The following is a 24,606-nucleotide window of genomic DNA, read 5'->3' as shown; positions in this document are numbered from 1 at the left end:
TGGTCCAGTCCCTCAATGTCCCGGCTGGGGCATTTTGGCCAGATCCACCCCGCGCACTGGTGGGCGTCAGGGGCGCGGGATGTTCCGGATGTTCGAGCGGGCCATCTGCACCATGCGGCCTACGCCTCCGTCGAGCACCATCTTGCCCATGGACAGCGCGAAGCCGCTGAGCTGGTCCCCGGTGATCTTCGGGGGGATGGACAGGGCGTTGGGATCGGTGACGATGTCGACGAGCGCCGGTCCCTTGTGGTCGAAAGCGCCGCGCAGCGCGTCCCGCAACTGCTTGGGCTTCTCCACGCGCACACCGTAGGCGCCGGCGGCCCTGGCGATGGCGGCGAAGTCGGGGTTGACGTTGTGCGTGCCGTAGGCGGGCAGTCCGGCGACGAGCATCTCCAACTCCACCATGCCGAGCGAGGAGTTGTTGAACAGGACGATCTTCACCGGCAGTCGGTACTGGACGAGGGTGAGGAAGTCGCCCATCAGCATGGAGAAGCCGCCGTCGCCGGACATGGAGATGATCTGGCGGTCGCGGTCGAGGAACTGGGCGCCGATCGCCTGCGGCATGGCGTTGGCCATCGAGCCGTGGGTGAAGGAGCCGATGACCCGGCGCCTGCCGTTGGGCGTCAGATAGCGGGCCGCCCACACATTGCACATCCCGGTGTCCACGGTGAACACCGCGTCCTCGTCGGCCTCCTCGTCGAGGATCGAGGCCACGTACTCCGGGTGGATCGGGATGTGCTTGTCCACCTTGCGGGTGTACGCCTTGATGACGCCTTCGAGCGCCTCGGCGTGCTTGTTCAGCATCCGGTCCAGGAACCGGCGGTCCTGCTTGGGCCGCACCCTCGGCGTCAGGCAGCGCAGGGTCTCCCGGACATCGCCCCACACCGCCAGGTCCAGCTTGGAGCGGCGGCCGAGGTGTTCCGGGCGCACATCGACCTGGACGATCGCCACGTCGTCGGGCAGGAACGCGTTGTACGGGAAGTCGGTGCCGAGCAGGATCAGCAGGTCGCACTCGTGCATCGCCTCGTAGGCGGCTCCGTAGCCGAGCAGACCGCTCATCCCGACGTCGTAGGGGTTGTCGTACTGGATGTGCTCCTTGCCGCGCAGGGCGTGCCCCACAGGGGACTTCACCCGCTCGGCGAAGGTCATCACCTCGTCGTGCGCCCCCGCCGTGCCGCTGCCGCAGAAGAGGGTGACCCGGTCGGCGTCGTCGACCATCCGGGCAAGGCGGTCGATCTCGGCGTCACCGGGGCGCGCCGTCGGCCGCTCGGTGACCATGGCGTGCTCGATGCTGCGCTGTGGCGCCTGCTGGGCGGCGATGTCGCCGGGCAGCGCCACGACACTGACCCCGCCACGTCCCACCGCGTGCTGGATGGCGGTCTGGAGGACACGCGGCATCTGCCCGGGGCTGGAGATGAGTTCGCTGTAGTGGCTGCACTCGCTGAACAGCCGGTCCGGGTGGGTCTCCTGGAAGTAGCCGGTGCCGATCTCACTGCTGGGGATGTGGGAGGCGAGCGCGAGGACGGGCGCCATGCTGCGGTGGGCGTCGTAGAGACCGTTGATCAGGTGGACGTTGCCGGGGCCGCAGGAGCCGGCGCAGACCGCGAGCCTCCCGGTGAGCTGGGCCTGCGCCCCGGCCGCGAAGGCCGCCGCCTCCTCGTGGCGCACCTGCACCCAGTCGATGGCGGCATTGCGCCGAATGGCGTCCACGACCGGATTGAGGCTGTCCCCCACGACCCCGTAGAGACGCTGCACTCCGGCGCGCACGAGGATGTCGACGAACTGCTCGGCGACGGTCTGCTTGGCCATCGGTCATCCCTCCGGGCGGGTCTGGCGGTGTCGGGTACCTCACTCCATGTACACACGCGAGCCCGGACGGCACCACCTCGGGCGCACCGCCTCGTCACCGGCCTTCGCCAAACGGTTCCGTCATGCCTCCCAGGCGGCGGCGCTCGTCCGGTCGTCGGCGTAGCCCTTGGCCCGTATCTGGGTGTCCCGCAGGAAGTCGACCAGTCCCGGCGCGGTGCCGCCGGACCAGCGCTCGGCCAGCAGGCCGACGAGGTCGGGCTCCGCGCGCAGGACCGAGGCCAGCCCCTGTGTGCACAGCAGCAGTGCGTCACCCGGGCGGCCCACCGAGGCACGGAAGCGGAAACTCCGATGGACCTCCCCACCGGTCTCCTCGGCCCGCGGGTCGCGCACGGGATCGAGGTCCTGCCACTCCCCGTCGCGCAGGCGGAACAGTCCGCCGTCGCCGACGCCGAAGAACACCCGGGTGCGGCACTGCCGGTCGGCGGGCAGCAGGAGGCAGCGCAGTCCGGCGGTGTACTCCTCCGGCTCGAAGCCCAGCTCACGGGCGCGCAGCCGCAGCTGGCCGAGGCAGCGGTCGGTCAGCCGCTGGAGCCCCGACTTCAGCGAGCCTCGGCGCGCGGCCCGTATGTCCTCGGCGAGGCGGTCGCTGTGCCGTCCGACCGCCGAGGCTATCCAGCGGCAGGCCTCGCGGGCGGCCAGGTGGGAATCCTCACCGGTCCGCTCCCCGCAGGCGACCGCGAGCAGGAGCAGTGCGCTGTCGCCCTCCCCGAAACGAACCGTCAGCATGGCGTCCCTGCGCGGCTGTCCCCGGTAGCGGGCGGAGTCTCCGCGGACGGAGGCGGCACGCAGGGTCAGCGGCCCGTACTGGGCGCCGTCGACCACGGTGTCGGGGGTGAGCGACTCCATGTCCTCGGGATCCGCGGCGGGCCAGGCGGTTGGCTCGGGGGCGTAAGTGGGCGGCCGGTCGCCGACGTAGGCGGGCGGGGGCCGCTTCCCCGCCGCCGGGCCGGACGCCTGTCCTCGGCCGGGGTCGTGCGCCTGACCGGCGTCCCGTCCCCGGCCGGGGTCCTGTCCCTGCGGGGCGGAGACGGTACGCAGGCGCAGCGTCGCGGGCGCCCGGTAGGGATCGGTGCGCTGTTCGGGCACGGGGCCCGGCGGCGTGTCCGGGAAGCCGTCCTCCCGCAAGTCGCCGTCCTGGAAGTCGTCGTCCTGCAGGCCGTCGTCCTGCAGGCCGTCGTCCGGCGAGCGGTCGTCCGGCACGCCACCGTCGTGCAGGCCGTCGTCCGGCAAGTCGTCGAGGTCGTCGCCCCGATGGTCGTCGCCGTCCGTGGTCCGTCCCCCGTCCATCACCGTCCGCACGGCGTCGAAGTGCTTGTCGACGCTCTCCTGGCCCGGCTCGGGAACGGTGTCTCGCTGGGCCGCTCCGTAGAGCTGCTGCCACCACTCGTCCTCGCCGTGATGCGGGTCCCCCTGCTGGCTCATGCACCTATTGTCCACAGAGGGCGGCCCGGTGAGGAGGCGAACGACGAGGAGACTGGCACAGAACACGCACCTGGAGGGAAGATGCTCCGACGGCGGGTTTGCGCCATGGCCGCGAACCGCCACACGGGGAGCGTGACGGACGCGGGACTTGGGGGAGGGAATGCCGGTGCTCGGCGCGGTCGGCCTCGACGAGATCGAAGAGACCACCTACAGGACACTTGTCGGCCTCGGCGCGGCCGACGTGGCCGATCTGGCCCGCAGGCTCGGACATGCCGAGGACGACATCCTGCGGACGCTGCACAGGCTGGAACAGCACGGACTGGCCGCTCACTCCTCCGGTCGGCCGGACCGGTATGTGGCGGCGCCTCCGGCGGTGGCGCTGGGGGCGCTGCTGAGCCGGCAGAGGCAGGGGCTGGAGCAGGCGGAGGCGGCCACGCGGGCCCTGGCCCGTGAGTACCGCTCGGGCGCGACGGGCCGGGAGGCGCACGACCTGGTCGAGGTGGTGACCGGCACCGAGGCGGTGCGGCACCGTTTCGAGCAGTTGCGGCAGGGAGCGGCCGAGGAGGTCTGCGCGCTGGTGACCGAGGCTCCCGTGGTCCCGGACGGGCCTCACGACGACGCACCGGCACAGGCCTGCGGCCGGGGAGTGCGGTCACGGATGGTCGTGGAACGGGATGTGCTCGCCGACCCCGGCGGCATCACGGGACTGCGGGCGGCCCTGGAGCGGGGGATGGGCATCCGAGTGGCGGACAAGGTGCCCACCAGGCTCGTCGTCGTGGACCGCTCGCTGGGCATGGTCCCCCTCGTCCAGGACGCCGTGGAGCCGAACGCGCTGGTGGTGCACGCCAGCGGGTTGCTCGACTCCCTGCTGAGCCTGTTCGACGCGGTGTGGGCGCGGGCGCAGCCGGTCCACCTCGCCGACGGCGACGCGGTGGTGCAGGAGGGAAGGCGGGTGCCGGACGGGGTGGACCTGCAGATCCTGTCCCTTCTGCTGGCCGGGTTCACGGACACCTCGGTCGCCAAGCAGCTGGATCTGGGCCTGCGCACGGTGCAGCGCCGGGTGAAACGGCTGATGGAGCTGGCGCAGGTGACCACCCGCCTCCAACTGGGCTGGCACGCGTACGAGAAGGGGTGGGTGGCCCGCCGAGGACGGGGCGGCGGGCGCAGCCCGGAGTGGGACACGGACCGGCAACATTGAGTCCGAGGCCCTGGCACCACCCCCATCCGCGCTGGCTACTATCTGTGGCAATGACCACAGCGCAGCCCCGAAGCCGCGACGCCGAGCGCCTGGCCCGGCTCGCCGTGCTCGGCTGCGCCCTGGCGACACTGCTGGCCGCCCTCCTGGTGTGCTCGGGCAGCCTGGCGCCACGCGGGGGCGTGCACCACCGGTCCCTGCCCATGAAGGCACACGCGGCCGCGCCCGCCGCCGTGAAGGTCCGGCCGCACGACGTCGACGCGAAGGCCGACCGGACGGCGCCCACCGCCCATGTGTGCTCCGCGGCCGGCGACGGTACGGGCCACAGCGGCTGCGACGGCTCCAGCGAGCAGAACGCGGGAGCGACGCTTCCCGGGCCGCTGCCGCAGCCCGCCCCCGCGGTCCCGCCCCGGCTGCCGATCGCCGTGGCCCTGCCGGCGCCGGGTCCTGCGGGCCCGCTCCCGGGCAGCGACCTCTCCCCGGACCTGCACCGCCTCCAGGTACTGCGGACCTGATACCGGATGCCCCCGCGGCGCTCCCCGGACGAGGGCGGCACCGCGCTCGCGCACCCAGCACCACCGCATCCGTGCACCGCAGCATCCGTGCACCGCAGCATCCGTTCGATTTCCATTCCGCACCGCCGCGCAGATCCGCGGCGGGGACAAGGACTACCCATGGGTTCCGCCAAGCAGAACGCTTCGGCCCGCCGCGCCCGCGCCGAGGAGATGCGCCGCGCCGAGGCCGCTCGCGAGCGCCGCAATCGAATAATCGCCGTCGTCGCGGGGGTCGTGGTCCTCGCGGGCATGGTGGGCGGCGGCTGGGCGATCATCGCGTCCGCCTCCAAGGACGACAACAGCGCGAGCTCCAAGCCGCCCAAGGCGCGGGTGCAGGGCGAGAAGACCTACGGCGGGCTGACCTTCAAACACGTCAGCCACTCGGTGAAGTACCCGCAGTCCCCGCCGGTCGGCGGCGACCACGACCCGGTGTGGCAGAACTGCAACGGCGACGTCTACGACAAGCCGCTGCGCAACGAGAACGCGGTCCACGCGCTCGAGCACGGCAGCGTCTGGGTCACCTACAACAGCAAGGCCGGCAAGGCGGACATCAAGACGCTCGCCGACATGGTCAAGCAGAAGCCGTACTCGCTGATGAGCCCCTTCCCGAGCCAGTCCGGCGTGATCACGCTGAGCGCCTGGGGCCACCAGCTCACCGTGGACAGCGCCAAGGACCCGAGGGTCAACCAGTTCTTCAAGTGGTACGTCAACGGCGAGCAGACCCGTGAGAAGGGTGCCGCCTGCACCGGAGGGAAGCCGACCCCGTGACGCGCGAGCGTGACGGCGTCACCGCGCGGGCCGAGGACGATCCCGTGACGCGGGAGTCCGGCGCCTCCGGGTCCGCGAAGGACCCGGAGGACGGTGCCGAGGAGTTCGGGACCGAAGGCGGTCCCGGGCCGCAGCCCCGGCGCCGGGTCTGGTGGCCCGCCGCGGTCGGCGCGGTCCTGGCCCTGTGCCTGGCCCTGGCCGCGGCGCTGGTCCACCTCGACGGCGGCGGCTCGACCCCCGGGGACCACTCCCCGGAGGCCGGCTTCGCCCGCGACATGGCGGTCCACCACCAGCAGGCGGTGGAGATGTCGTTCATCGTCCGCGACAGCACCGGCGACGCGGACGTGCGCCGGCTCGCCTACGACATCGCCAACACCCAGGCCAACCAGCGCGGCATGCTGCTCGGGTGGCTGGACGTGTGGGGGCTGACCCCGACCGGGGACAAGCCGCCCATGGCCTGGATGGGTGGCCACCACGCCTCGTACAAGGCCCATGACGGCTCCCTGATGCCCGGTATGGCCACGAACGCGGAGCTGGACAAGCTGCGCAAGGCCAGGGGCAAGGCCGCGGAGATCCTGTACCTGCGCCTGATGATCGCCCATCACAAGGGCGGCATCGAGATGGCGCAGGGCGCGGTCGACCTGTCGGACGACAAGCAGATCCACGGACTCGCCAAGACCATGGCCGAGGGCCAGCAGTCCGAGATCGACATGATGAACGACATGCTGCGCAAGCGGGGCGTGCCCCGGGTGGGATGACCCACGGCGCCGTTCCCGGAAGGCCATGAGCGTGCGGGAACGGCGTCACGGGGGTGCCATGAGCCTGCCGAACGGCGTCACAGCGGGTGTGAGCCGCTCGCATCGGGCAGGCTTGCCCTCATGGGGACCGCTCAGCTCTGCCTCGTCGGCCTGGTCATGCTGTTCGGCATCGTCGGCGTGCTGGTGCCCGGCCTGCCCGGAGTGCTCCTGTGCTGGGCCGCCGTCCTGTGGTGGGCCCTGGCCGAGCGCACCTCCCTGGCCTGGTTCGTCCTGGTCGGCGCCACGGCCGTTCTGCTGGTGAACCAGGTCCTGAAATGGCTGCTCCCCAGCCGCAGCATGCGAGAGGCCGGGGTGCCCTGGCGGACCTTGGCGGTCGGCGGCGTGGCCGGGGTGGTCGGCTTCTTCCTGATTCCGCTGATCGGCCTGGCGATCGGCTTCGTCCTGGGTGTCTACGCGATGGAGTGGCTGCGCCTGGGGGGCCACTCCCATGCCTGGGTGTCGACGAGGACGGCGCTGAGGGCCATCGGCTTCGGTGTCCTCATCGAGCTGTTCGCCGCCCTGCTGGTGGCCGGGGCCTGGAGTGGCGCGGTCCTCTTCGGCTGACGAGGTCCGGGCCCGGCGGCACCCCGGCGGAACCCCGCGGAAGCCCAGCGGTACCCGGCGGCACCCCGGCGGAATCCCGGACGCACCGACATCGAAGGCCGCCTTCGCCGCCCAGGACCGCCACCGGCCGTCACACCAGCAGGGCTCCTTCGATGGTCAGGAGGCTGCGCTTGCGGTCGAGGCCGCCCGCGTAGCCGGTGAGGGTGCCGTCGGATCCGATCACCCGGTGGCAGGCGCGGATCACGAGCAGCGGATTGGCACCGACCGCCCCGCCGACCGCACGGACCGCGCCGGGCGAGCCGGCCGCCTCGCTCAGCCGCCGATACGTCGTGGTGCTGCCGTAGGGGACCTCGTCGAGCGCCTGCCACACACGTCGGCGGAACGGGGTGCCCACGGGGGCGAGCGGCAGGTCGAACTGCTTGAGCTCCCCGGCGAAGTAGGCCTCGAGCTGGCTCAGGGCCTCCTTGAACGGCACGGGGTCACGCCGCCAGTGGGGCAGGACGACGGCGCCCCGGCGCTGGTCGGGCACGGTGACGGAGGCCAGGGCGAAAGCGCCGTCGCTCTCCTCCCCCGCCAGCAGAAGCTCGCCGAGGGGGCTCGGGGTGGTCGTGTACAGCGTCATTGTTCGCCTCCATGGCGGGAGGTAGCGGGGCGGGAGGTAGCGGGGCGGGAGGTGGTGGGGCGGGAGGTGGTGGGGCGGGAGGTGGTGGGGCGGGAGGTGGTGGGGCGGGAGGTGGTGGGGCTTGAGGGCACGGGGCGGGAGGCAGTGGGGTGGGGGGCACCGGCGGCGGCCCACAGGAGGTGGGTGGCATAGCTGCGCCAAGGCCGCCAGCGCTGGGACACGTTCTCCCGGGGATCGGAGCCGGAGCCCGAGACGCCGGAGCCCAAGGCATCAGGGCCCAAGGCATCAGGGCCCGAGACATCAGGGCCCGAGACGTCGGAGCCTGGGAAATCGGAGCCCGGGAAATCGGGGCCGGGGCCGGTCGGCGGCCGCAGGCTCAGCAGCCCCTGTGGCACTCCGGCGTCCCAGGGCAGAAGGACATCGGGGTCGCCCAGCGCCCGCATGCGGATGGAACCGACCGTCCAGGGGCCGATACCGGGCAGGGCCAGCAGCGCCCTGGCTGCGTCGTCCCGGTCGGTTCCGGGATCGAGGGACACGGTCGCGTCGGCGAGTGCCTCGGCGAGGCCCCGCAGCGCTCGACTTCGCGCGTCGGGCATGCCGAGCACGTCCAGCTCGGCTGCGGCAACGGAGGCGGGGCCGGGGAAGAGATGGGTCAGGCCACCGCTCGGCTCGGGCAGCGGCTGTCCGAGGGCCGCGGTGAGCCGCCCCGCGAGCGTCCTCGCCGCCTCGAGGGTCACCTGCCGGCCGAGGACCGCTCGCAGCGCGTGCTCGTGCGGGTCGGGGGAACCGGGCGAGCGCAGACCGGGCCGCGCGGCCACCAGTGGGCCGAGCCATGGGTCGGCTCCGAGTCGTTCGGCGATGGCCCCCGGATCCGCGTCCAGGTCGAACAGGGCCCGCATCCGCTGCACCGCCGTGGTCAGGTCGCGCAGGTCGGACAGGCGCAGGCGGCAGTCCAGCCAGTGCGTCTGCCGGGAGCCGCGGGGCTCGTCCACCTCGGCGACTCCGTGCCCGTTGGGCAGCCGCAGGGTGCGGCGGTAGGTGCGCACGCCGGGCGGGCCCGCCATCTCCTCGACGCCGGGGACCGTACGGGCGGCCAGGAAGTCGAAGACCCCGGCGGCGTCGTAGGGGGCGCGGTGGGCCAGGCGCAGCGGAACGAGTCCCGAGGATCCCGCTCCCCGCCCGGTGCTGCCGCCTCCCGCCGCCGCCCGAAGCTCCCTGGGCGTGTAGCCGTAGACGGCCCGGATGGTGTCGTTGAACTGCCGTACGCTCGCGAACCCGGCCGCGAACGCCGTCTCGGTCACCGGCAGCTGCGTGGTCTGGAGCAGGACACGGGCGGCGTGCGCCCGCTGGGCCCGGGCCAGCGCCACGGGGCCCGCGCCCAGCTCGGCGGTGAGCTGGCGGTGGACCTGCCTGGTGCTGTAGCCGAGGCGTTCGGCGAGCCCGCTGACGCCTTCACGGTCCACGACACCGTCACCGATCAGCCGCATGGCACGGCCCACGACATCGGCGCGGACGTTCCACTCCGGCGAGCCCGGCACGGCGTCGGGGCGGCATCGGCGGCAGGCGCGGAAGCCCGCCCCCTGCGCCGCGGCGGCGGTCGGGTAGAAGCGTGCGTTGGGACGCTTCGGGGTGACCGCCGGGCAGCTGGGGCGGCAGTAGATGCCGGTGGTGGCGACGCCGAGGAAGAACACGCCGTCGAAGCGCGAGTCCCGGCTGCGCACTGCCTGGTAGGCGGTCTCTTCATCGATCATGTCGTCCAGTCTGCGTCACCGGGCGGGGTTGGACTGGCGGGAATCGGACATGGCTTCCTCCCCTGTGGTGGGAGCGCTCTCACATCTGTGCCGTCACCCGATAGGCTTCCGCCACGGCATCCGGTGAACGAGGAGTGACCAGTGTCCGATTCCCGCTCCAGGACCAGACCCACGCTCGAAGCCGTGGCCGAGCACGCGGGCGTCTCCCGCGCGACCGTATCGCGCGTCGTCAACGGCTCGCCCGGCGTCCGCCGCCCGGTCCGCCAACGTGTGGAACGGTCGATCGCGGAGCTCGGATACGTACCCAACCAGGCGGCGCGCACCCTGGTCACCCGCCGCCACGACGCGGTGGCCGTCATCGTCGCCGAGTCGGAGACCCGGCTGTTCGGCGACCCGTTCTTCGGCACGCATCTGCGCGGTATGAGCCTGGAGCTGACCGCCGCGGACTGCCAGCTGGTGCTCCTGCTCGTGGAGAACCGCCGGGACTACGCACGGGTGGGCCGCTACTTGGCCGGCCAGCATGTGGACGGCGCCCTGATGTTCTCGCTCCACGAGGACGACCCCCTGCCCGCGATGACCCGCCAGGCCGGCCTGCCGACCGTCTTCGGGGGGCGTCCCATCCGGCAGATGGACGAGGACACGATCTACGTCGACAGCGACAACCGGGGCGGTGGCCGCCTCGCCGTCCAGCATCTGATCGCGCTCGGCCGCCGCCGGATCGCGCACATCACCGGCCCCCTGGACCAGACGTCCGCCACCGACCGCCTGCTCGGCTACCAGGACATCCTTCCCGACGCCGACCCGTCCCTGCTCGCCCACGGTGACTTCACCCGCGCGGGCGGGGAGCGGGCGATGGCCCAGCTCCTGGATGCCGCCCCCGACCTGGACGCGGTGTTCGTCGGGAACGACCTCATGGCCTCGGGCGCCCTGACCGTCCTGCACGAGCGCGGGAAGCGGGTGCCCGAGGACGTCGCCGTGGTCGGCTTCGACGACATAGAGTCCATAGCGCTGTGGACCGATCCCCCGCTGACCACCGTCCGCCAGGACGTGGAGGAGATGGGCAGGGAGATGACCCGTCTGCTCCTGCGCCTGCTCGCCGAGGGTCCCGAGGGCCTCACCCCGGCGATAATGCCGACCCGCCTGGTGCGGCGCGCCTCCGCCTGAGCGTGCCGCCCCTCCATCGAAGACGTTGGTACCGGGGCCCGCGTCGGGGCCGTGGCCTGGAACGTTCGTTGCCGGGCCCGGGAGCACGTGCGACCGCGATGGTGCCCCGGGCACCCCGAGGTCAGGCTCGGGGTGCCCGGGTGCCGGCCCGGGGCACGGACGTCTCCCCAGATTTCCGCGCCCCGGAGTCATTCGCGCGCGCCATGGCGCGCCTCGATGTGCCGTCGCAGCGCGCAGCGCGCAGTGCCGTCGCAGCGCCGCGGTAGGGCGCCTCAGTCCGTCGCCGGCAGCTCACCGGAGCGGGCCACCCGCGCGTACCAGTGGCCGCTTCGCTTGATCGTGCGCTCCTGCGTCTCGTAGTCCACATGCACCAGGCCGAAGCGCTGGCTGTAGCCGAAGGCCCATTCGAAGTTGTCCAGCAGCGACCAGGCCAGATAGCCCTGGACCGGGGCGCCGCCCTCGATGGCCGCGTGGACCGCCCGCAGATGCCCGTCGATGTAGGCGAGCCGGTCGGCGTCGTCCACCCCGCCGTCGGGGCCGACGGCGTCGGGGAACGCGGCCCCGTTCTCGGTGATCACCAGCGGCACACCGGGGTAGTCATGGCTCAGACGCAGCAGCAGCGAGGTCAAGGAAGCCGGGTCCTGTTCCCAGCCGATGCCGGTCAGCGGGGGCCTCGGCGGCAGGTACACCACTCCGCGCAGGCCCGGCAGCGCACCGGTGGTCACCTCCGAGGGGTCGGCGGCGGCCCCGACGTGCGCGGGTGCGTAGTAATTGATGCCCAGCCAGTCGATGGGCGCGGCGATCGTCGCCGCGTCGCCCTCGCGGACGAACGACCAGTCGGTGAGGTGCCGGGTGTCCTCGACCACGTCGGCCGGGTAGCGCCCGAGGAGCACCGGGTCGAGGTAGACGCGGTTGTGCAGGCCGTCCACCTTGCGCACGGCCTCCGGGTCGTCGCCGTGCACCTGGGTGAGGTTGAGGACGATGGACAGCCTGGCGTCCGGTGCCTGCGAGCGCAGCGCCTCGACGGCCAGTCCATGGCCGAGCAGGAGATGGTGCATCGCGGCCAGCGCCGCGGCGGGCTCCGTGCGGCCGGGGGCGTGGACACCGTTGCAGTAGCCGAGGAAGGCCGAGCACCAGGGCTCATTCAGTGTGGACCACTGCCTGACGCGGTCGCCGAGCCTGCCCGCCACGACATGGGCGTACTCGGCGAAGCGCTGCGCCGTCCCCCGCTCGGCCCAGCCGCCCTCGTCCTCGAGCGCCTGCGGAAGATCCCAGTGGTAGAGCGTGGCGACCGGGTCGATCCCCACTTCGAGCAGGCCGTCGACGAGGCGGTCGTAGAAGTCGAGACCGGCTTCGAGGGCGGGGCCGCGCCCCTGCGGCTGGATACGCGGCCAGGCGATGGAGAAGCGGTAGGAACCCACGCCCAACTCCCGCATCAGCGCGATGTCCTGGGGCCATCGCCGGTAGTGGTCGCAGGCATGTTCGGGGGTGTCGCCGTCGAGGACGGCGCCCGGCCGCTCGCTGAACGTGTCCCAGATGGAGCGGCCTCTGCCGTCCGCTCGCGTCGCGCCCTCGATCTGGATGGCCGCGGTGGAAACGCCCCAGCGGAAGGTCTCGGGGAAGCGCAGGGGGCCCCGGGAGGCGTGAGCGGGCATGGTGGAGGTAAAGAGGTTGGTCACCTGGAAACTTCTCCTAGAGTCGGTCGGCCGGTCGGGCCGGCGGGATCAGCCCTTGACCGCGCCGGCCATGACGCCGGAGACGATCTGCCGGGCGAACGCCACGAACAGCACGAGCAACGGCAGCACTCCGAGGAAGGCGCCGCTCATGATGAGCGAGTAGTCGGTGAAGTACCCGGCCGCGAGCTGGCTGAGAACGGTCTGCACGGTGCCCCCGGTGCCGGGCGGCAGGACGATGAGCGGCCAGAAGAAGTCGTTCCAGGCCGTCATGAACACGAACATGGCCAGCACCGAGGCGGTGGAGCGCACTCCCGGCAGCACGACGTGCCACCACACCCCGATCAGGCGGCAGCCGTCGACCCGGGCGGCCTCCACCAGTTCGTCGGGTATGTTCTCGTCGATGGCCTGGCGCATCCAGAAGACACCGAACGCGGAGACCAGCGACGGGAGGATGACCGCGGAGACGGAGGCGAACAGCCCCATCTTGGTGATCATCATGTAGAGCGGGACGATGCCCAGCTGGGTCGGCACCATGACGGTGGCGACCACCGTGCCCAGCAGGAGGTTCCGCCCGCGGAACCGCAGTTTGGCGAAGGCGAACCCGGCCATCGTCGAGAGCACGACATTGCTGACAGCCGTGGTCGTCGAGATGATCAGGCTGTTCTTCATCGCGATCCAGAACTCCACCGAGTCGAAGACCCTGGAGAAGTTGTCGAACAGGTGGCCGCCCGGAACGAGCGGTGGAGTGGACTGGCCGATCACCGAGTTGTCGTTGGAGGCGACAACGAACGTCCAGTACAGGGGGAAGAGCGAGGCGAGGACGAGCAGCGCCATCGCCGTGTAGACGAGCGGACCGGGGCGCCGTTCGGCCCTCGCGGTTGACTTCGCGGCCATGGGAGACGAGCCCTCTCAGCGGGTGGACGAGATGCGCCGCACGAGCAGCAGGTTGACGACGGCCATCAGTGCGATCAGCAGGAACAGCACCCAGGAGATGGCGGAGGCGTAGCCCGAGTTCTGCTGGACGAAGGCGTACTTGTAGAGCAGGAGCGTCAGCGTCTGGAACTGGTGGTCGCTGCCGCCCTCCTGGCCGTTGACACCGCCGAAGAGCAGGGGCTCGGTGAAGAGTTGGAGCCCGCCGATGGTCGAGATGACGACGGTGAAGACGATCGTCGGCCGGATCGACGGGACGGTCACGCTCCAGAACGTCGTCCAGCGGCTCGCGCCGTCGAGCTCGGCGGACTCGTAGAGCTCACGTGGGACCGCCTGCATCGCGGCCAGGTAGATCAGCGCGTTGTAGCCGGTCCAGCGCCAGATCACCATGACGCTGATGGCCAGGTGCGAGGACCAGACGTTGGCGGGCCAGTCGACCGCGCCGAGGCCGACCAGCGAGAGCAGCCAGTTGCTCACGCTCCAGTCGCTCGGCGCGAACATCTGGGAGAACACGACTCCCACGGCGACGATCGAGACCACGTTGGGAACGAGCACCGCCGAGCGCCAGAACGAACGGGCCCGCAGCTTCGTGTCCAGCATCCACGCGATGCCGAGCGCGAACAGCAGCTGCGGGAAGGTGGAAATGACGAAGATGCTGAGCGTGTTGCGCAACGCCCGGTAGAAGTCGGGGTCGTGGAACAGCTCGGTGAAGTTGTCCAGGCCCACGAAGCCGAGTTCGCCGTTGACCAGGTGCCAGTCGTGCAGCGACACCCAGAACGTGTAGAGGATGGGATAGAGCCCGAAGACGCCGAACACGACGAAGAACGGGATGACGAACAAGTACGGCGTGACCTTGCGGTCGAAGCCGAAGGCCCGCTTCCTGCCTCGCTTCTCCGGTGCCCCGCCCGCGCTCCTCTTCGGCGCGGGCGGGGCCTTCTCAGCGGTCTGCACCGCCATCGTCACTTCCCTGTCATCCGGTGCCGGGGATTACCCGAGCTTGAGGGCCTTCTTGGCTTCCTTGATCGCCTGGTTGAACGATGCCTCTGGCGACTGCTTGCCCTGCTCGACGCGGATCAGGGCGTTGCTGAAGCCGGGGCGGATGTCACCGTCACGCGAGCCGCGGTAGTTGGGCTGGAGCGCGGTGGCCGAATCGCCGTAGATCTTGCCCACGGGAGCGTTGTTGAAGAACGGCCGCGTCTTGCCGAGGATCGCGGGGTCCTTCAGCAGCGCCGGCTGCGACGGCAGCGCGCCGACCTCGGCGAACAGGCGCTTCTCCTGCTCCGGGGCGGTCAGCCACGCGGCCAGCTCCGCGGCCTCCTTCGGGTGCTTGCCCTGCTTGGGAACGGTCAGGAAGGAACCGCCCCAGTTACCGCCGTCGCCGGGGAGCTTGGCGATGTCCCACTTCCCGGAGTTCTCCTTGCCGGCCGCGGTCTCGATCAGGCCGTTCATCCAGGACGGGCACGGGATCGTCGCCATGGCGCCCTTCTTGATCCCGGCGCTCCACTGCGGCGAGAAGGCGAGCAGCTTGGCCGAGAGCTTCTTGGCGTCCTTGCCGGCTTGCAGGAACGCCTCCTTGACCTTGGGGTTGGTGTCGCCGATGAACTTGTCGTCCTGGTCGAAGAACCCGTACTGGGTCTGGTTCATGATCGCGGTGAACAGGTTCTGGTCGGTGTCGTACCAGCCGGCGCCCTTGACCTTGCGGACGAACTTGTGCCCGACGCCGAGGTAGTCGTCCCACGTCGTCCACAGGGCGGAAACCTTGTCCCGGTCCGTGGGCAGACCGGCCTTCTTGAACAGCTCGGTGTTGTAGCACATCGCCAGGGAGCCGATGTCGGTGCCGTAGCCGAGGACGTACTTGCCGTTGTCGGTGACCCCCTGCTCCCACTTCCAGGGCAGCCACCGGTCCTTGAGCTTGTCGGCCCCGTGGTCGGCGAGGTTGACGAACTTGTCCTTGGACTGGCGGAACTTGGGCAGGTAGCCCTCTTCTATCGCCACGACGTCGGCGGCTCCGGCGCCCGCGGCGAGCTGAGTGCTCAACTGCTGGTGGTGGGGGTCGAACTGAGCCACCTTCTCCTTGACCTTGATGCCGGGGTGGCTCTTCTCGTAGTCCTTGATGAGCTTGTCGTAGCCGAAGCCGCCGAAGTCCGCGACTGTGAGTGTGATGTCGCCGCCGCCGGAGCCAGAGTTCGAGCCGCAAGCGGTCAGCACCAGCGCCGCCGCGCCGCACGTCGCGAAGATCCTGGCCCCGCGCACGATCCGCGTCGTGCCCATGCGTCCTCCTGATGTTCAACTTGTGAACAGTGTGTGTCTCGTTTTGAGAGCGCTCTCACAATGGGGTGGGCGCCGAACCACTGTCAAGGGACGACTGGAGATCACGACTGTCTCGGCTTCATAACGGGGAGCGGAATGGCGTGCTCCACTTCTGTTTCCCGTCAAGGCGTGTGGGGGCTGCGCGCCAAGGGCACATCACCGGCATACACCATCCGTGACGGGCCCGTTCCCCACCGTGCCCGGCGTCGCCCGCAGGAGGGCACCTTGGTCGCCACGTTCGTCCTCGGAGTCGTCATCGTCGCGCTCGGCGCCGGCAGTGTGATCTACACCTTCTGGCACGAGGGCAGCCCGCTTCACGGGCGTCGCCGCCGCCCCCCGCACATCGGGTGACGGCGGCTGCGTGTCGGCGGCTGCGTGTCGGCGGCGGGACTCACCGCCGACGGGTGACACCCGAGTCGCGCACCGATTTGTGGATCATCTTCCAGTGCCGCAGCCGCTCGGCACGCAGCCTCGCGTCCGTGCGCGAGGCGATCCAGGCGTTCTCCCGGAGGAGTTTGCGGTAGCTCTCCAGGCGGCGGACGGTGAGGGCGCCGTCCTCCACCGCGTTGAGCACCGCGCAACCGGGCTCGCGGTTGTGGGCGCAGTCGTGGAAACGGCATTCCTGCGCCAGTTCCTCGATCTCGGAGAACACCTGCTGGAGTCCGGACTCGGCGTCCCACAGGCCCACACCGCGAAGGCCCGGTGTGTCGATCAGGACCCCGCCGAAGGGCAGGGGAAGCAGATCGCGGGCAACGGTGGTGTGGCGGCCCTTGCCGTCGCTGTCGCGGGTGTGGTTGACCTCCTGGACCTCCTGGCCGAGGAGGGTATTGGCGAGGGTGGACTTGCCCGCGCCGGATCGCCCGATGAGGACGGACGTGCTGCCGGCCAGGACGGCTGACAGGACGTCGATTCCCTCGCCGGTCTCGGAACTGACGACGAGTACCTGGACGCCGGGAGCGGCGGCCTCGGTGTCCGCCCTGACATATTCGGCGTCGGTGGCGAGGTCGGCCTTGGTCAGTACGACGAGCGGCTGGGCACCGCTCTCCCAGGCGAGGGCGAGAAACCGCTCGAGCCTGCCGAGGTCGGGCTGGGTGGCGAGGCAGACGGCGACGACCACGTGGTCGACATTGGCCGCCAGTACCTGGCCCTCGGACCGTTTGGAGGAGGTGGAGCGGACCATGGCGGTGCGGCGCGGGAGCAGGGCGCGGACGGTGGCGAGGGTGTTGGCGGAGGGTGGGTCGAGGGCGACCCAGTCGCCGGTGCAGGCCCATTCCATGGGGTCGGAGGTGTGCACCGGTGCGATGTCGGCGGGGACGACGGTGACCGGGGCGGTGCTTGTGTCCGAACTGGTGCTCCGGCGGGTGCTGATCACGACGTCGCAGCGGCCGCGGTCGACCCGGATGATGCGGCCGGGTATGAGATCGGTGGTGCGGTGGCAGTGGTGGAGCGAGAAGTCTTCGGCGAAAGCGCTGTCCCAGCCGTAGTCGGCGAGGGTGTGCGGGATCTCGGGAAGGACGGACAACGTGGATGACCCTTCGAAGGTGGCCCCAGCTGTTGTCGCGAAGACGCGCGGGAAGTCAGCCGGAGACCGGGAGGATGGAGAGGAATGTGTGCTGCACGCGGGCAGCGGGCATCGTCATGACGGCCATTCTCCTCACCTCCGGATCTCCCATGGGCACGCGGCATTCGGCCGCGCGGCGGAGGAAACGCTAGCGGCGCGGGCCGGGGCCCGCCACTGAATATTCGCGCTGATGCCACGGGCTCGCGCGGACCAATCGCAGCCCACCGGCCCAACCGTCACCACAGCGGGGATCACTCTTCCGGCTCACCCTCCGAGGGGCGCTTCGAGCCGTTCTTCGTGCGCAAATGCGCCCGGAAATCGTCCGGCGGCAAGAAATGGGCCCACCGTTCCGGGAACTCCGCCGGCGGATCCTCCGCCTCGTACTCCTCGCCCTCCTCCGCCGCCCGCCGCCGGGCGGCGGCCTGCGCGACCACGGCGGCGGCCGCCTTCTCCGCGGCCAGCGCGTTCTCCTCGCGAGCGGCGGCCGTCGCCAGCGACGGCCACACCCGGTCGATGGAAGCGTTCACCGCGGCCCCCACCAGCACCGCGAACGCCGACACACCGATCCACAGCAGCACCGCCACCGGCGCCGCCAGCGATCCGTACAGCGACGGCCCTTCCACCGTACGGGTGAGATAGATCCTCAGCACCACACTGCCGACCACCCACATCAGCAGCGCCACCAGCGCCCCGGGGATGTCCTCCTGCCACGGCGTCCGCACCGGCACCGATACGTGGTACAGCGTCGTCAGGAACACCACCGACAACACCAGCACCACGGGCCAGTACAGGACATGTACCGCCCCCGCGCTGAACGGCAGGAGATGGACCACCGCGTCGGGCCCCACCACCATAAGCGGCAGCACCACCGCCCCGATGACCAGGGCGATCACGTAGAGCATGAACGACAGCAGCCGCGTCTTGACGATCCCCCGCCGCCCCTCCAGCCCGTACATGATCGTGATGGTGTCGACGAACACGTTCAGCGCCCGCGATCCCGACCACAGCGCGATGACGAAGCCGATCGAGATCAGGTCGGGCCGTCCCCCGCCGAAGGCGCTCTTGAGCAGCGGCCGCACCAACTGGTCCACACCCTGCGCGGACAGGACCTTCCCCGAGGCGGTGAGGATGTTCGACCGGATGTGGTCGATGGTGTCGGTCCCGATGATCGTGTCGAGATACCCCAGAGCACCCACGAGGCTCAGCAGCAACGGCGGCAACGACAACAGCGTGAAAAACGCGGCCTCCGCCGCCAAACCGGTGACCCGGTACTCCATGCAGGAGTTCACCGTGTCCTTCAACAGCAGCCAGACGATCCTACGAACGGAAACGCCACGCGTGGCGATCCTCACCCGCCTGATTCGCCCCGGGAGCCGGTTTCGCGTGGCCCGGTGCTTGGGAGTCTTCCCCCCAGGTGTTTCGCCTGCTGCTTGCACCTACTTACCGTATCTTCCATGACGCCTCCCACTCACACCGTGACCAACCAGGCAGTGCCGCTCGTCGGGTACGACGTCTTCTCCTCGGACGCGGCGCTGACCGAGGGGGTGCGGCGCCACGCCGCGCCCGAACTGCACGAGGAACTCTTCCGCGATCTGAGCGATCTGGGGCACTCGGCGGGGTCCGCGCAGGCTCAACGGTGGGGTGAGGACGCGAACCGGCACGAACCGGTGCTCCGCACCCACGACCGCTACGGCAACCGCGTCGACGAGGTGGACTTCCACCCCGCCTGGCACCGGCTCCTCGGCCACTCGGTGTCCAAGGGACTGACCGGCGACGCGTGGACCCGTCCGGGAGGGCATCTGCGACGCGCGGCCTCGTTCATCGTCTGGACCCAGGCCGAAGCCGGTCATGCCTGTCCACTGTCGATGACCCACGCCGCCGTACCGGCCCTGCGCGCCGAACCGGAGCTGGCCCGGCAGTGGGAACCCCTGCTGACCTCCCGCGTCTACGTCCAGGACCTCAGGCCCGCCTCGCAGAAGGCCGGATGCCTGGCCGGGATGGGCATGACGGAGAAGCAGGGCGGCTCCGACGTCCGGGCCAACACCACGCGGGCCGAGCCGCTGGCGGCCGAGGGCGAGTACCTGCTGACGGGTCACAAGTGGTTCTGCTCCGCTCCGATGTCGGATGTCTTCCTGGTGCTGGGGCAGGCCCCGGGCGGCCTCACGTGTTTCCTTCTGCCCCGTGTCCTGGAGGACGGCACCCGCAATGTCTTCCGGATCCAGCGCCTGAAGGACAAGCTCGGCAACCGCTCGAACGCCTCCTCCGAGGTGGAGTTCGACGGCACCTGGGTGCGCCGCGTCGGCGAGGAGGGGCGAGGCGTCGCCACGATCATCGAGATGGTGTCGGCCACCCGCCTCGACTGCGTGCTGGGGTCCGCCGCGCTGATGCGCCGGGCCGTGGCGCAGGCGATCCACCACACGGCCCACCGCAGCGCCTTCGGCGGCCCGCTCATCGACAAGCCGCTCATGCGCAATGTGCTGGCCGACCTGGCCGTGGAGTCCGAGGCCGCCGCCACGACCGCTCTGCGCCTGGCCGCCGCGTTCGACGACGACAGCGAGCAGGAGCGGCACTTCCGCCGCCTGGCCGTGGCCGTCTCCAAGTACTGGGTGACCAAGCGCTGCGCTCCGCTCGCCGCCGAGGCGCTGGAGTGCCTGGGCGGGAACGGCTACGTGGAGGAGTCCGGCATGCCCAGGCTCTACCGCGAGGCGCCGCTGAACTCCGTCTGGGAGGGCTCGGGCAACGTCAACGCCCTCGATGTGCTGCGCGCCATCCAGCGCGAGCCGCAGTCGCTCAACGCCTTCCTGACCGAGGTCGGCCGGGCCCGCGGAGCCGACCACCGCCTCGACGCGGCGATCAAGGACATGCTCACCGAGCTGGCCGACCTCGACGGCATCGAGGCCAGGGCCCGGCGGCTGGTGGAGCGGATGGCGCTGGTGCTCCAGGGGTCGCTGCTCGTGCGGTTCGCGCCCCCCGAGGTCTCGGACGCCTTCTGCGCCTCACGCCTCGCCGGGGACTGGGGCTCGGCGTTCGGAACGCTTCCGGGCAGCCTGGACCTGAGCGGCATCGTCAACCGGGCGAAGGTCGACCTGTAGCGGAACGCCGCCCCGCAGCGGGCCCGCGACCGCGCTCTAGCCGACCGGCATGCCGTCGAGCTGCTCGGCGTACGGCGGGTTCGCCCCGCTGACCGAGCAGGTGAGGGCGGCGACCTTCGCCGCCAGGGTCGCCGCCTCGCGCACCTCGTCGATGGTGAGCCCGTCGAGGCGCCCGCCGAGGCGGCCATGGGCGTGCAGCCAGTGCAGCAGCCCCGCGGTGAACGCGTCGCCCGCGCCGACCGAGTCCACCGTCTCGACCTTGGGCGCGGGCACCCGGACCCGTTCCCCGGCCAGCGACGCCACGGCGCCGTGCCGACCGCGGGTGATCACCACCAGGCCCACCCCGGCCGCGTGCCAGGTGTCGCACGCCTCCTCCACCGGCATACCGGGGCGGATCTGGGCCAGGTCGTCGTCGCTGAGGCGCAGGATGTCGGCGACGGCGCACCACCGGGGCAGGGCCGTGCGGTAGACGTCCGGGGGTACGAGGTGCAGACGGACATTGGGGTCTATCGAGACAGTCGCCCGGGTGCGGACCTCGGCGAGCATCTCCTCCACGCGCGTCCCGCCCGGCTCGCGCACGAGCGCCAGTGAGCCGGTGTGCACGCAGACGGCGTCCTGCGGCATGCCCTGCTGGAGCTCGGGGCGGGTCCACTGCCAGTCGGCGGTCCCCTCGGCGTGGAACGAGTAGCGGGCATGGCCCCGCTCGTCGATGTCGGCCACCGCCAGGGTGCTGGGCTCGGCGGCCTCCGGGCAGCCGGTCAGGTCGACCCCGGACTCGGTGAGGTGGGCCCGGAAGAGGCGGCCGAACACGTCGTTGGACAGCCGCCCGAGGAACCGGGTGGGGGTGCCGAGGCGGGCGAGCGCCACGGCGGTGTTGGCAGGGCCGCCGCCGGGGAGGACGCGCAGCGCCAGTTCACCCGCCTCGCTGCGGCCGGGTTCGACGAAGGCATCGGCGACGGCCTCTCCGAGGACGGCAATGGGCCTGCTGAGGGTCATGAGGTGCCTTTCCGGGGGTGAACGGCGTGCCCCCAACTCTGCCCGATCTTCGCTCCGGCAGAGCCACCCGGGTGGCACGCGCCTGTGACCGCCTCTGACCGCTTGTGCCCGTTCGTTCCTCGCCTCGGTTCATTACTTGGAATCAGCGTCACTTTGAATCAGCGTCCAGGCTTTGGACACGAGCGCGTTGCCGTACCGAACCGCTCGCGGGCCGCGTTCCCGACCGTGGGGTGTGCGTGCCATCGGCACGCGGTGGCGCCCGTCTCGTGTGACCGCTGCCGCCGTCGCGAATGGGCGGAGGGCGCCACCCGTGATTGGGTCGCCGCATGAACGCCCCGAACGCCCCCGCCGTCGACGTGACCACCTGGTTTCTCGAGCAGACCTCCCCCGGCGACCTCTCCCCCTCCGCCGCACCCGGTCCGGAGAGTGGGACGGACATCCTGCGAGCCGAGATCGCCTCGCCCGAATTCAGCCGGTTCCTCTATACCGCGGTCGGTGGCGACCACCACTGGACCGACCGGCTGCCCTGGAGTCACCGGCAGTGGGAGGAGTGGCTGGGCCGGGCGGGCTCGGAGACCTGGGTGCTTTACGTACGCGGCACACCGGCGGGATTCGTGGAGCTCGACGCGCAGGACGGCGCCACGGTGGAGATCGCCTACTTCGGCCTGCTGCCCTCGTTCACCGGCCGGGGCCTCGGCGGCCATCTGCTCTCGTTCGGCCTGGCCCGCGCCTGGGACCTCGCGGAACGCCACACCGGTCGGCGGGTGACCACCCGGGTGTGGGTGCACACCTGCTCGCTGGACGGCCCCGCGGCCCTGGGGAACTACGAGCGCCGGGGCATGCGGATCTACGACGCCCGCACCCGTCCGGAAACGGTGGGCCCCACGCCCGGCCCGTGGCCGGGCGCCCGCTGAGGGGGTCCCGCTCTGCGGGTCACGCTCCGGGGGTCCCGCCGAGGAGGTACCGCTGAGGGGATCGTGCTGAGGGGATCGTGCTGGGGGGATAGCGCTGGGGGATCGCGCTGAGGGGATCGGGCTGAGGGGATCGGGCGGGGGATCGGGCTGGGGATCCGCGGGGCATCCCGCCGAACAGATCCAGCCGAGCCGATCCAGCCAAGAGGGTGCTGAGAGGATGCCCGGGAGCCCGGCCCACGGGCTTTCGTGGCGCACGACACACTGTCTCGCCATTCGAGCCAATGATGTCCAGATAGTGGATGTCAGTGGACTGGCCCGAGACCCGCGTGCCACGCTTCCCACATGTCACGCGCCGGAACCGCCTTGGTAGGTCGACTTCACGTCGACCTCGGCCGCATGTCCAGCGCCATCTGTCCGGTGATCTGACTTCGAGCGCAGACCCCACGCCGTCCCCGCCGCCGCGGATGTGCGGGCGCGCACCCGGTCGTCCCGACACTCCTCGGCATCCGAATCGGCCGCCGTCGACGGTGAACCCGTCACGTCCGGCCGGGGTTCGTCCGCCGCGCCCATCCGCCCACCCGCTTGCTCGCCTGAAGGACGCTCCATGGCCGCCACCCCCCGTTCGTCCAGCTCCGCGAACGCCCCGGACGGCGCCTCCCCCGGCGCCGGTGCCCGGGGCGCCGGCGCAGCCGGTGGCGCCCGCAAGAGCCGCCACCGCGGCGAGGGCCAGTGGGCCGCGGGACACCTCACACCGCTCAACGCCAACGAGCAGACCAAGAAGGACGACGACGGTCTCAACGTCCGGGCACGCATCGAGACGATCTACGCCCACCGCGGCTTCGACTCCATCGACGGGGCCGATCTGCGCGGCCGGATGCGCTGGTGGGGCCTGTACACCCAGCGCAAGCCCGGGATCGACGGCGGCAAGACCGCGATCCTGGAGCCGGAGGAGCTGGACGACAAGTTCTTCATGATGCGGGTGCGCGTCGACGGCGGGCGGCTGACCGCCGAGCAGCTGCGCACCATCGGTGAGATCTCCCAGGAGTTCGCCCGCGGCACGGCCGACATCACCGACCGGCAGAATGTGCAGTACCACTGGATCCGAATCGAGGACGTACCGGAGATCTGGCGCCGTCTCGAGAGCGTCGGCCTGTCCACGACCGAGGCATGCGGTGACACCCCCCGCGTCATCCTCGGCTCGCCGGTCGCCGGGATCGCCGAGGACGAGATCATCGACGGCACGCCCGCCATCGACGCGATCCACAGCCGGTACATCGGGAGCAAGGAGTTCTCCAACCTCCCCCGCAAGTTCAAGACGGCGATCTCCGGATCCCCGCTCCTCGACGTCGCCCACGAGATCAACGACATCGCGTTCGTCGGCGTCGAGCACCCCGAGCACGGCCCCGGCTTCGACCTGTGGGTCGGCGGCGGCCTGTCGACCAACCCCAAGATCGGTGTCCGGCTCGGCGCGTGGGTCCCGCTGGACGAGGTGCCCGACGTCTGGGCCGGTGTCATCGGGATCTTCCGCGACTACGGCTACCGCCGACTGCGCAACCGGGCGCGGCTGAAGTTCCTCGTCGCCGACTGGGGTGCCGAGAAGTTCCGCCAGGTGCTCCAGGACGAGTACCTCGAGCGTGAGCTCATCGACGGACCCGCGCCCGAGCAGCCGCTCGAGCAGTGGCGCGACCACGTCGGTGTGCACCGGCAGAAGGACGGCCGCTACTACGTCGGCTTCGCCCCGCGCGTCGGACGCGTCGACGGTGCCACCTTGACGAGGATCGCCGAACTGGCCGCCGAGCACGGGTCCGACCGCCTGCGCACCACCGTCGAGCAGAAGATGATCGTGCTCGACGTCGAGGAGTCGCGGATCGAATCCCTGGTCGCCGGCCTCGAGGCGCTGGACCTGAGGGTCGACCCGTCCCCGTTCCGGCGCGGCACCATGGCCTGCACCGGCATCGAGTTCTGCAAGCTCGCGATCGTGGAGACCAAGGCCCGCGGCTCGTCGCTCATCGACGAGCTCGAGAAGCGCCTGCCCGATTTCGACCAGCCCCTCACGATCAACGTCAACGGCTGCCCCAACGCCTGCGCCCGTATCCAGGTCGCCGACATCGGCCTCAAGGGCCAGCTCGTCACCGACAGCGAGGGCAACCAGGTGGAGGGCTACCAGGTGCACCTCGGTGGCGCTCTCGGCCTCGAGCCCGGCTTCGGCCGCAAGGTCCGCGGTCTGAAGGTCACCGCCGCCGAACTGCCCGACTACGTCGAGCGGGTGCTGCGCCGCTTCCAGGACGACCGCGAGGACGGCGAGCGCTTCGCCCAGTGGGCGGCGCGCGCGCCGGAGGAGGCACTCCAGTGAGCGGAGAAGCGAACGAAGGCACTCCAGTGAGCGACGCACGCGAGGCCGCCCAACCGCAGGTCCGCAAC

22 protein-coding genes are annotated in these 24,606 nt (G+C 71.0%); 11 read left to right on the top strand and 11 right to left on the bottom strand.

Annotated features, from left to right (window positions below; all coding sequences use genetic code 11):
- Nucleotides 1-66: 66 nt before the first annotated feature.
- Nucleotides 67-1,809, bottom strand: coding sequence for a pyruvate dehydrogenase (locus tag IEY86_RS20970; RefSeq protein WP_189133327.1), 1,743 nt, complete (start codon nt 1,807-1,809; stop codon nt 67-69).
- A 120-nt stretch (nt 1,810-1,929) separates the two neighbouring features.
- Complete coding sequence (locus tag IEY86_RS20965) at nt 1,930-3,291, bottom strand: protein phosphatase 2C domain-containing protein (RefSeq protein ID WP_189133326.1); 1,362 nt, start codon at nt 3,289-3,291, stop codon at nt 1,930-1,932.
- 166 nt (nt 3,292-3,457) lie between these two features.
- Between IEY86_RS20965 and IEY86_RS20960 the strand changes: the two genes are divergently transcribed.
- The 5 genes from IEY86_RS20960 to IEY86_RS20940 all read left to right on the top strand — a co-directional run bounded on the left by IEY86_RS20960 (nt 3,458) and on the right by IEY86_RS20940 (nt 7,169).
- Entirely contained in the window at nt 3,458-4,489 is a 1,032-nt protein-coding gene (locus IEY86_RS20960; RefSeq protein ID WP_189133416.1) for a helix-turn-helix domain-containing protein, read from the top strand.
- A 50-nt stretch (nt 4,490-4,539) separates the two neighbouring features.
- Nucleotides 4,540-5,001, top strand: a complete 462-nt coding sequence (locus IEY86_RS20955) for a hypothetical protein (RefSeq protein WP_189133325.1) — start codon at nt 4,540-4,542, stop codon at nt 4,999-5,001.
- 159 nt (nt 5,002-5,160) lie between these two features.
- Nucleotides 5,161-5,808: a thioredoxin-like domain-containing protein gene (locus IEY86_RS20950; protein WP_189133324.1), complete on the top strand. Its 648-nt coding sequence runs from the start codon at nt 5,161-5,163 to the stop codon at nt 5,806-5,808.
- Between the two features lie 176 nt (nt 5,809-5,984).
- Nucleotides 5,985-6,566 (top strand): DUF305 domain-containing protein, encoded by a 582-nt coding sequence (locus IEY86_RS20945; RefSeq protein WP_373287064.1) that lies wholly within the window; start codon nt 5,985-5,987, stop codon nt 6,564-6,566.
- Between the two features lie 120 nt (nt 6,567-6,686).
- Complete coding sequence (locus tag IEY86_RS20940) at nt 6,687-7,169, top strand: DUF456 domain-containing protein (protein ID WP_189133323.1); 483 nt, start codon at nt 6,687-6,689, stop codon at nt 7,167-7,169.
- A 130-nt stretch (nt 7,170-7,299) separates the two neighbouring features.
- Here IEY86_RS20940 and IEY86_RS20935 read toward each other — a convergent pair whose 3' ends face one another.
- On the bottom strand, nt 7,300-7,791 hold the full coding sequence (locus IEY86_RS20935; protein ID WP_189133322.1) for a methylated-DNA--[protein]-cysteine S-methyltransferase: 492 nt from the start codon (nt 7,789-7,791) through the stop codon (nt 7,300-7,302).
- Nucleotides 7,788-9,542, bottom strand: a complete 1,755-nt coding sequence (locus IEY86_RS20930; protein WP_229698629.1) for an AlkA N-terminal domain-containing protein — start codon at nt 9,540-9,542, stop codon at nt 7,788-7,790. The genes IEY86_RS20935 and IEY86_RS20930 overlap by 4 nt, the downstream gene beginning before the upstream one ends.
- A gap of 141 nt (nt 9,543-9,683) precedes the next feature.
- Here IEY86_RS20930 and IEY86_RS20925 point away from each other — a divergent pair, with 141 nt between their 5' ends.
- Nucleotides 9,684-10,706 carry a LacI family DNA-binding transcriptional regulator gene (locus IEY86_RS20925; protein WP_189133321.1) on the top strand — a complete coding sequence of 341 codons (1,023 nt, stop codon included), beginning with the start codon at nt 9,684-9,686 and terminating at the stop codon, nt 10,704-10,706.
- A gap of 272 nt (nt 10,707-10,978) precedes the next feature.
- Here IEY86_RS20925 and IEY86_RS20920 read toward each other — a convergent pair whose 3' ends face one another.
- The 4 genes from IEY86_RS20920 to IEY86_RS20905 all read right to left on the bottom strand — a co-directional run bounded on the left by IEY86_RS20920 (nt 10,979) and on the right by IEY86_RS20905 (nt 15,583).
- Entirely contained in the window at nt 10,979-12,361 is a 1,383-nt protein-coding gene (locus tag IEY86_RS20920) for a GH1 family beta-glucosidase (RefSeq protein ID WP_189133414.1), read from the bottom strand.
- A 69-nt stretch (nt 12,362-12,430) separates the two neighbouring features.
- Nucleotides 12,431-13,276, bottom strand: a complete 846-nt coding sequence (locus tag IEY86_RS20915) for a carbohydrate ABC transporter permease (protein WP_189133320.1) — start codon at nt 13,274-13,276, stop codon at nt 12,431-12,433.
- Between the two features lie 15 nt (nt 13,277-13,291).
- The gene (locus IEY86_RS20910) at nt 13,292-14,269 is read right to left on the bottom strand and encodes a carbohydrate ABC transporter permease (RefSeq protein WP_189133319.1); all 978 of its coding nucleotides are present in this window, start codon (nt 14,267-14,269) and stop codon (nt 13,292-13,294) included.
- Between the two features lie 30 nt (nt 14,270-14,299).
- Nucleotides 14,300-15,583 (bottom strand): ABC transporter substrate-binding protein, encoded by a 1,284-nt coding sequence (locus IEY86_RS20905; RefSeq protein WP_189133318.1) that lies wholly within the window; start codon nt 15,581-15,583, stop codon nt 14,300-14,302.
- Nucleotides 15,584-15,847: 264 nt separating this feature from the next.
- Here IEY86_RS20905 and IEY86_RS37590 point away from each other — a divergent pair, with 264 nt between their 5' ends.
- Nucleotides 15,848-15,973 (top strand): hypothetical protein, encoded by a 126-nt coding sequence (locus IEY86_RS37590; protein ID WP_265805124.1) that lies wholly within the window; start codon nt 15,848-15,850, stop codon nt 15,971-15,973.
- A gap of 40 nt (nt 15,974-16,013) precedes the next feature.
- Here IEY86_RS37590 and rsgA read toward each other — a convergent pair whose 3' ends face one another.
- Together rsgA and IEY86_RS20895 are read right to left on the bottom strand one after the other, a co-directional pair.
- Nucleotides 16,014-17,144, bottom strand: coding sequence for a ribosome small subunit-dependent GTPase A (gene rsgA, locus IEY86_RS20900; protein ID WP_229698628.1), 1,131 nt, complete (start codon nt 17,142-17,144; stop codon nt 16,014-16,016).
- Nucleotides 17,145-17,434: 290 nt separating this feature from the next.
- Complete coding sequence (locus tag IEY86_RS20895; RefSeq protein ID WP_189133317.1) at nt 17,435-18,619, bottom strand: YihY/virulence factor BrkB family protein; 1,185 nt, start codon at nt 18,617-18,619, stop codon at nt 17,435-17,437.
- An 18-nt stretch (nt 18,620-18,637) separates the two neighbouring features.
- Between IEY86_RS20895 and IEY86_RS20890 the strand changes: the two genes are divergently transcribed.
- The gene (locus IEY86_RS20890) at nt 18,638-20,275 is read left to right on the top strand and encodes an acyl-CoA dehydrogenase family protein (RefSeq protein ID WP_189133316.1); all 1,638 of its coding nucleotides are present in this window, start codon (nt 18,638-18,640) and stop codon (nt 20,273-20,275) included.
- Nucleotides 20,276-20,311: 36 nt separating this feature from the next.
- Here IEY86_RS20890 and IEY86_RS20885 read toward each other — a convergent pair whose 3' ends face one another.
- Nucleotides 20,312-21,271 (bottom strand): carbohydrate kinase family protein, encoded by a 960-nt coding sequence (locus tag IEY86_RS20885; protein ID WP_189133315.1) that lies wholly within the window; start codon nt 21,269-21,271, stop codon nt 20,312-20,314.
- Nucleotides 21,272-21,597: 326 nt separating this feature from the next.
- On the opposite strand from IEY86_RS20885, the gene IEY86_RS20880 reads away from it, so the two are divergent.
- The 3 genes from IEY86_RS20880 to IEY86_RS20875 all read left to right on the top strand — a co-directional run bounded on the left by IEY86_RS20880 (nt 21,598) and on the right by IEY86_RS20875 (nt 24,538).
- Nucleotides 21,598-22,185: a GNAT family N-acetyltransferase gene (locus tag IEY86_RS20880; RefSeq protein WP_189133314.1), complete on the top strand. Its 588-nt coding sequence runs from the start codon at nt 21,598-21,600 to the stop codon at nt 22,183-22,185.
- A gap of 342 nt (nt 22,186-22,527) precedes the next feature.
- Nucleotides 22,528-22,611 carry a putative leader peptide gene (locus tag IEY86_RS38135; RefSeq protein ID WP_373287063.1) on the top strand — a complete coding sequence of 28 codons (84 nt, stop codon included), beginning with the start codon at nt 22,528-22,530 and terminating at the stop codon, nt 22,609-22,611.
- Nucleotides 22,612-22,789: 178 nt separating this feature from the next.
- On the top strand, nt 22,790-24,538 hold the full coding sequence (locus IEY86_RS20875; protein WP_189133313.1) for a nitrite/sulfite reductase: 1,749 nt from the start codon (nt 22,790-22,792) through the stop codon (nt 24,536-24,538).
- The last annotated feature ends 68 nt before the right edge of the window (nt 24,539-24,606 follow it).

This window comes from Wenjunlia tyrosinilytica, assembly GCF_014646055.1.
Lineage (GTDB): Bacteria > Actinomycetota > Actinomycetes > Streptomycetales > Streptomycetaceae > Wenjunlia > Wenjunlia tyrosinilytica.
This window is presented reverse-complemented; position numbering and strand designations above follow the sequence as displayed.

Coding starts and splice junctions, on each gene's coding strand:
- IEY86_RS20955 (WP_189133325.1), top strand. CDS start 4,540: ATGACCACAGCGCAGCCCCGAAGCCGCGACGCCGAGCGCCTGGCCCGG.
- IEY86_RS20890 (WP_189133316.1), top strand. CDS start 18,638: ATGACGCCTCCCACTCACACCGTGACCAACCAGGCAGTGCCGCTCGTC.
- IEY86_RS20885 (WP_189133315.1), bottom strand. CDS start 21,271: ATGACCCTCAGCAGGCCCATTGCCGTCCTCGGAGAGGCCGTCGCCGAT.
- IEY86_RS20880 (WP_189133314.1), top strand. CDS start 21,598: ATGAACGCCCCGAACGCCCCCGCCGTCGACGTGACCACCTGGTTTCTC.
- IEY86_RS20910 (WP_189133319.1), bottom strand. CDS start 14,269: ATGGCGGTGCAGACCGCTGAGAAGGCCCCGCCCGCGCCGAAGAGGAGC.
- IEY86_RS20920 (WP_189133414.1), bottom strand. CDS start 12,361: ATGCCCGCTCACGCCTCCCGGGGCCCCCTGCGCTTCCCCGAGACCTTC.
- IEY86_RS20875 (WP_189133313.1), top strand. CDS start 22,790: ATGGCCGCCACCCCCCGTTCGTCCAGCTCCGCGAACGCCCCGGACGGC.
- IEY86_RS20965 (WP_189133326.1), bottom strand. CDS start 3,291: ATGAGCCAGCAGGGGGACCCGCATCACGGCGAGGACGAGTGGTGGCAG.
- IEY86_RS20930 (WP_229698629.1), bottom strand. CDS start 9,542: ATGATCGATGAAGAGACCGCCTACCAGGCAGTGCGCAGCCGGGACTCG.
- IEY86_RS38135 (WP_373287063.1), top strand. CDS start 22,528: ATGTCACGCGCCGGAACCGCCTTGGTAGGTCGACTTCACGTCGACCTC.
- IEY86_RS20935 (WP_189133322.1), bottom strand. CDS start 7,791: ATGACGCTGTACACGACCACCCCGAGCCCCCTCGGCGAGCTTCTGCTG.
- IEY86_RS20970 (WP_189133327.1), bottom strand. CDS start 1,809: ATGGCCAAGCAGACCGTCGCCGAGCAGTTCGTCGACATCCTCGTGCGC.
- IEY86_RS20950 (WP_189133324.1), top strand. CDS start 5,161: ATGGGTTCCGCCAAGCAGAACGCTTCGGCCCGCCGCGCCCGCGCCGAG.
- IEY86_RS20915 (WP_189133320.1), bottom strand. CDS start 13,276: ATGGCCGCGAAGTCAACCGCGAGGGCCGAACGGCGCCCCGGTCCGCTC.
- IEY86_RS20905 (WP_189133318.1), bottom strand. CDS start 15,583: ATGGGCACGACGCGGATCGTGCGCGGGGCCAGGATCTTCGCGACGTGC.
- IEY86_RS20940 (WP_189133323.1), top strand. CDS start 6,687: ATGGGGACCGCTCAGCTCTGCCTCGTCGGCCTGGTCATGCTGTTCGGC.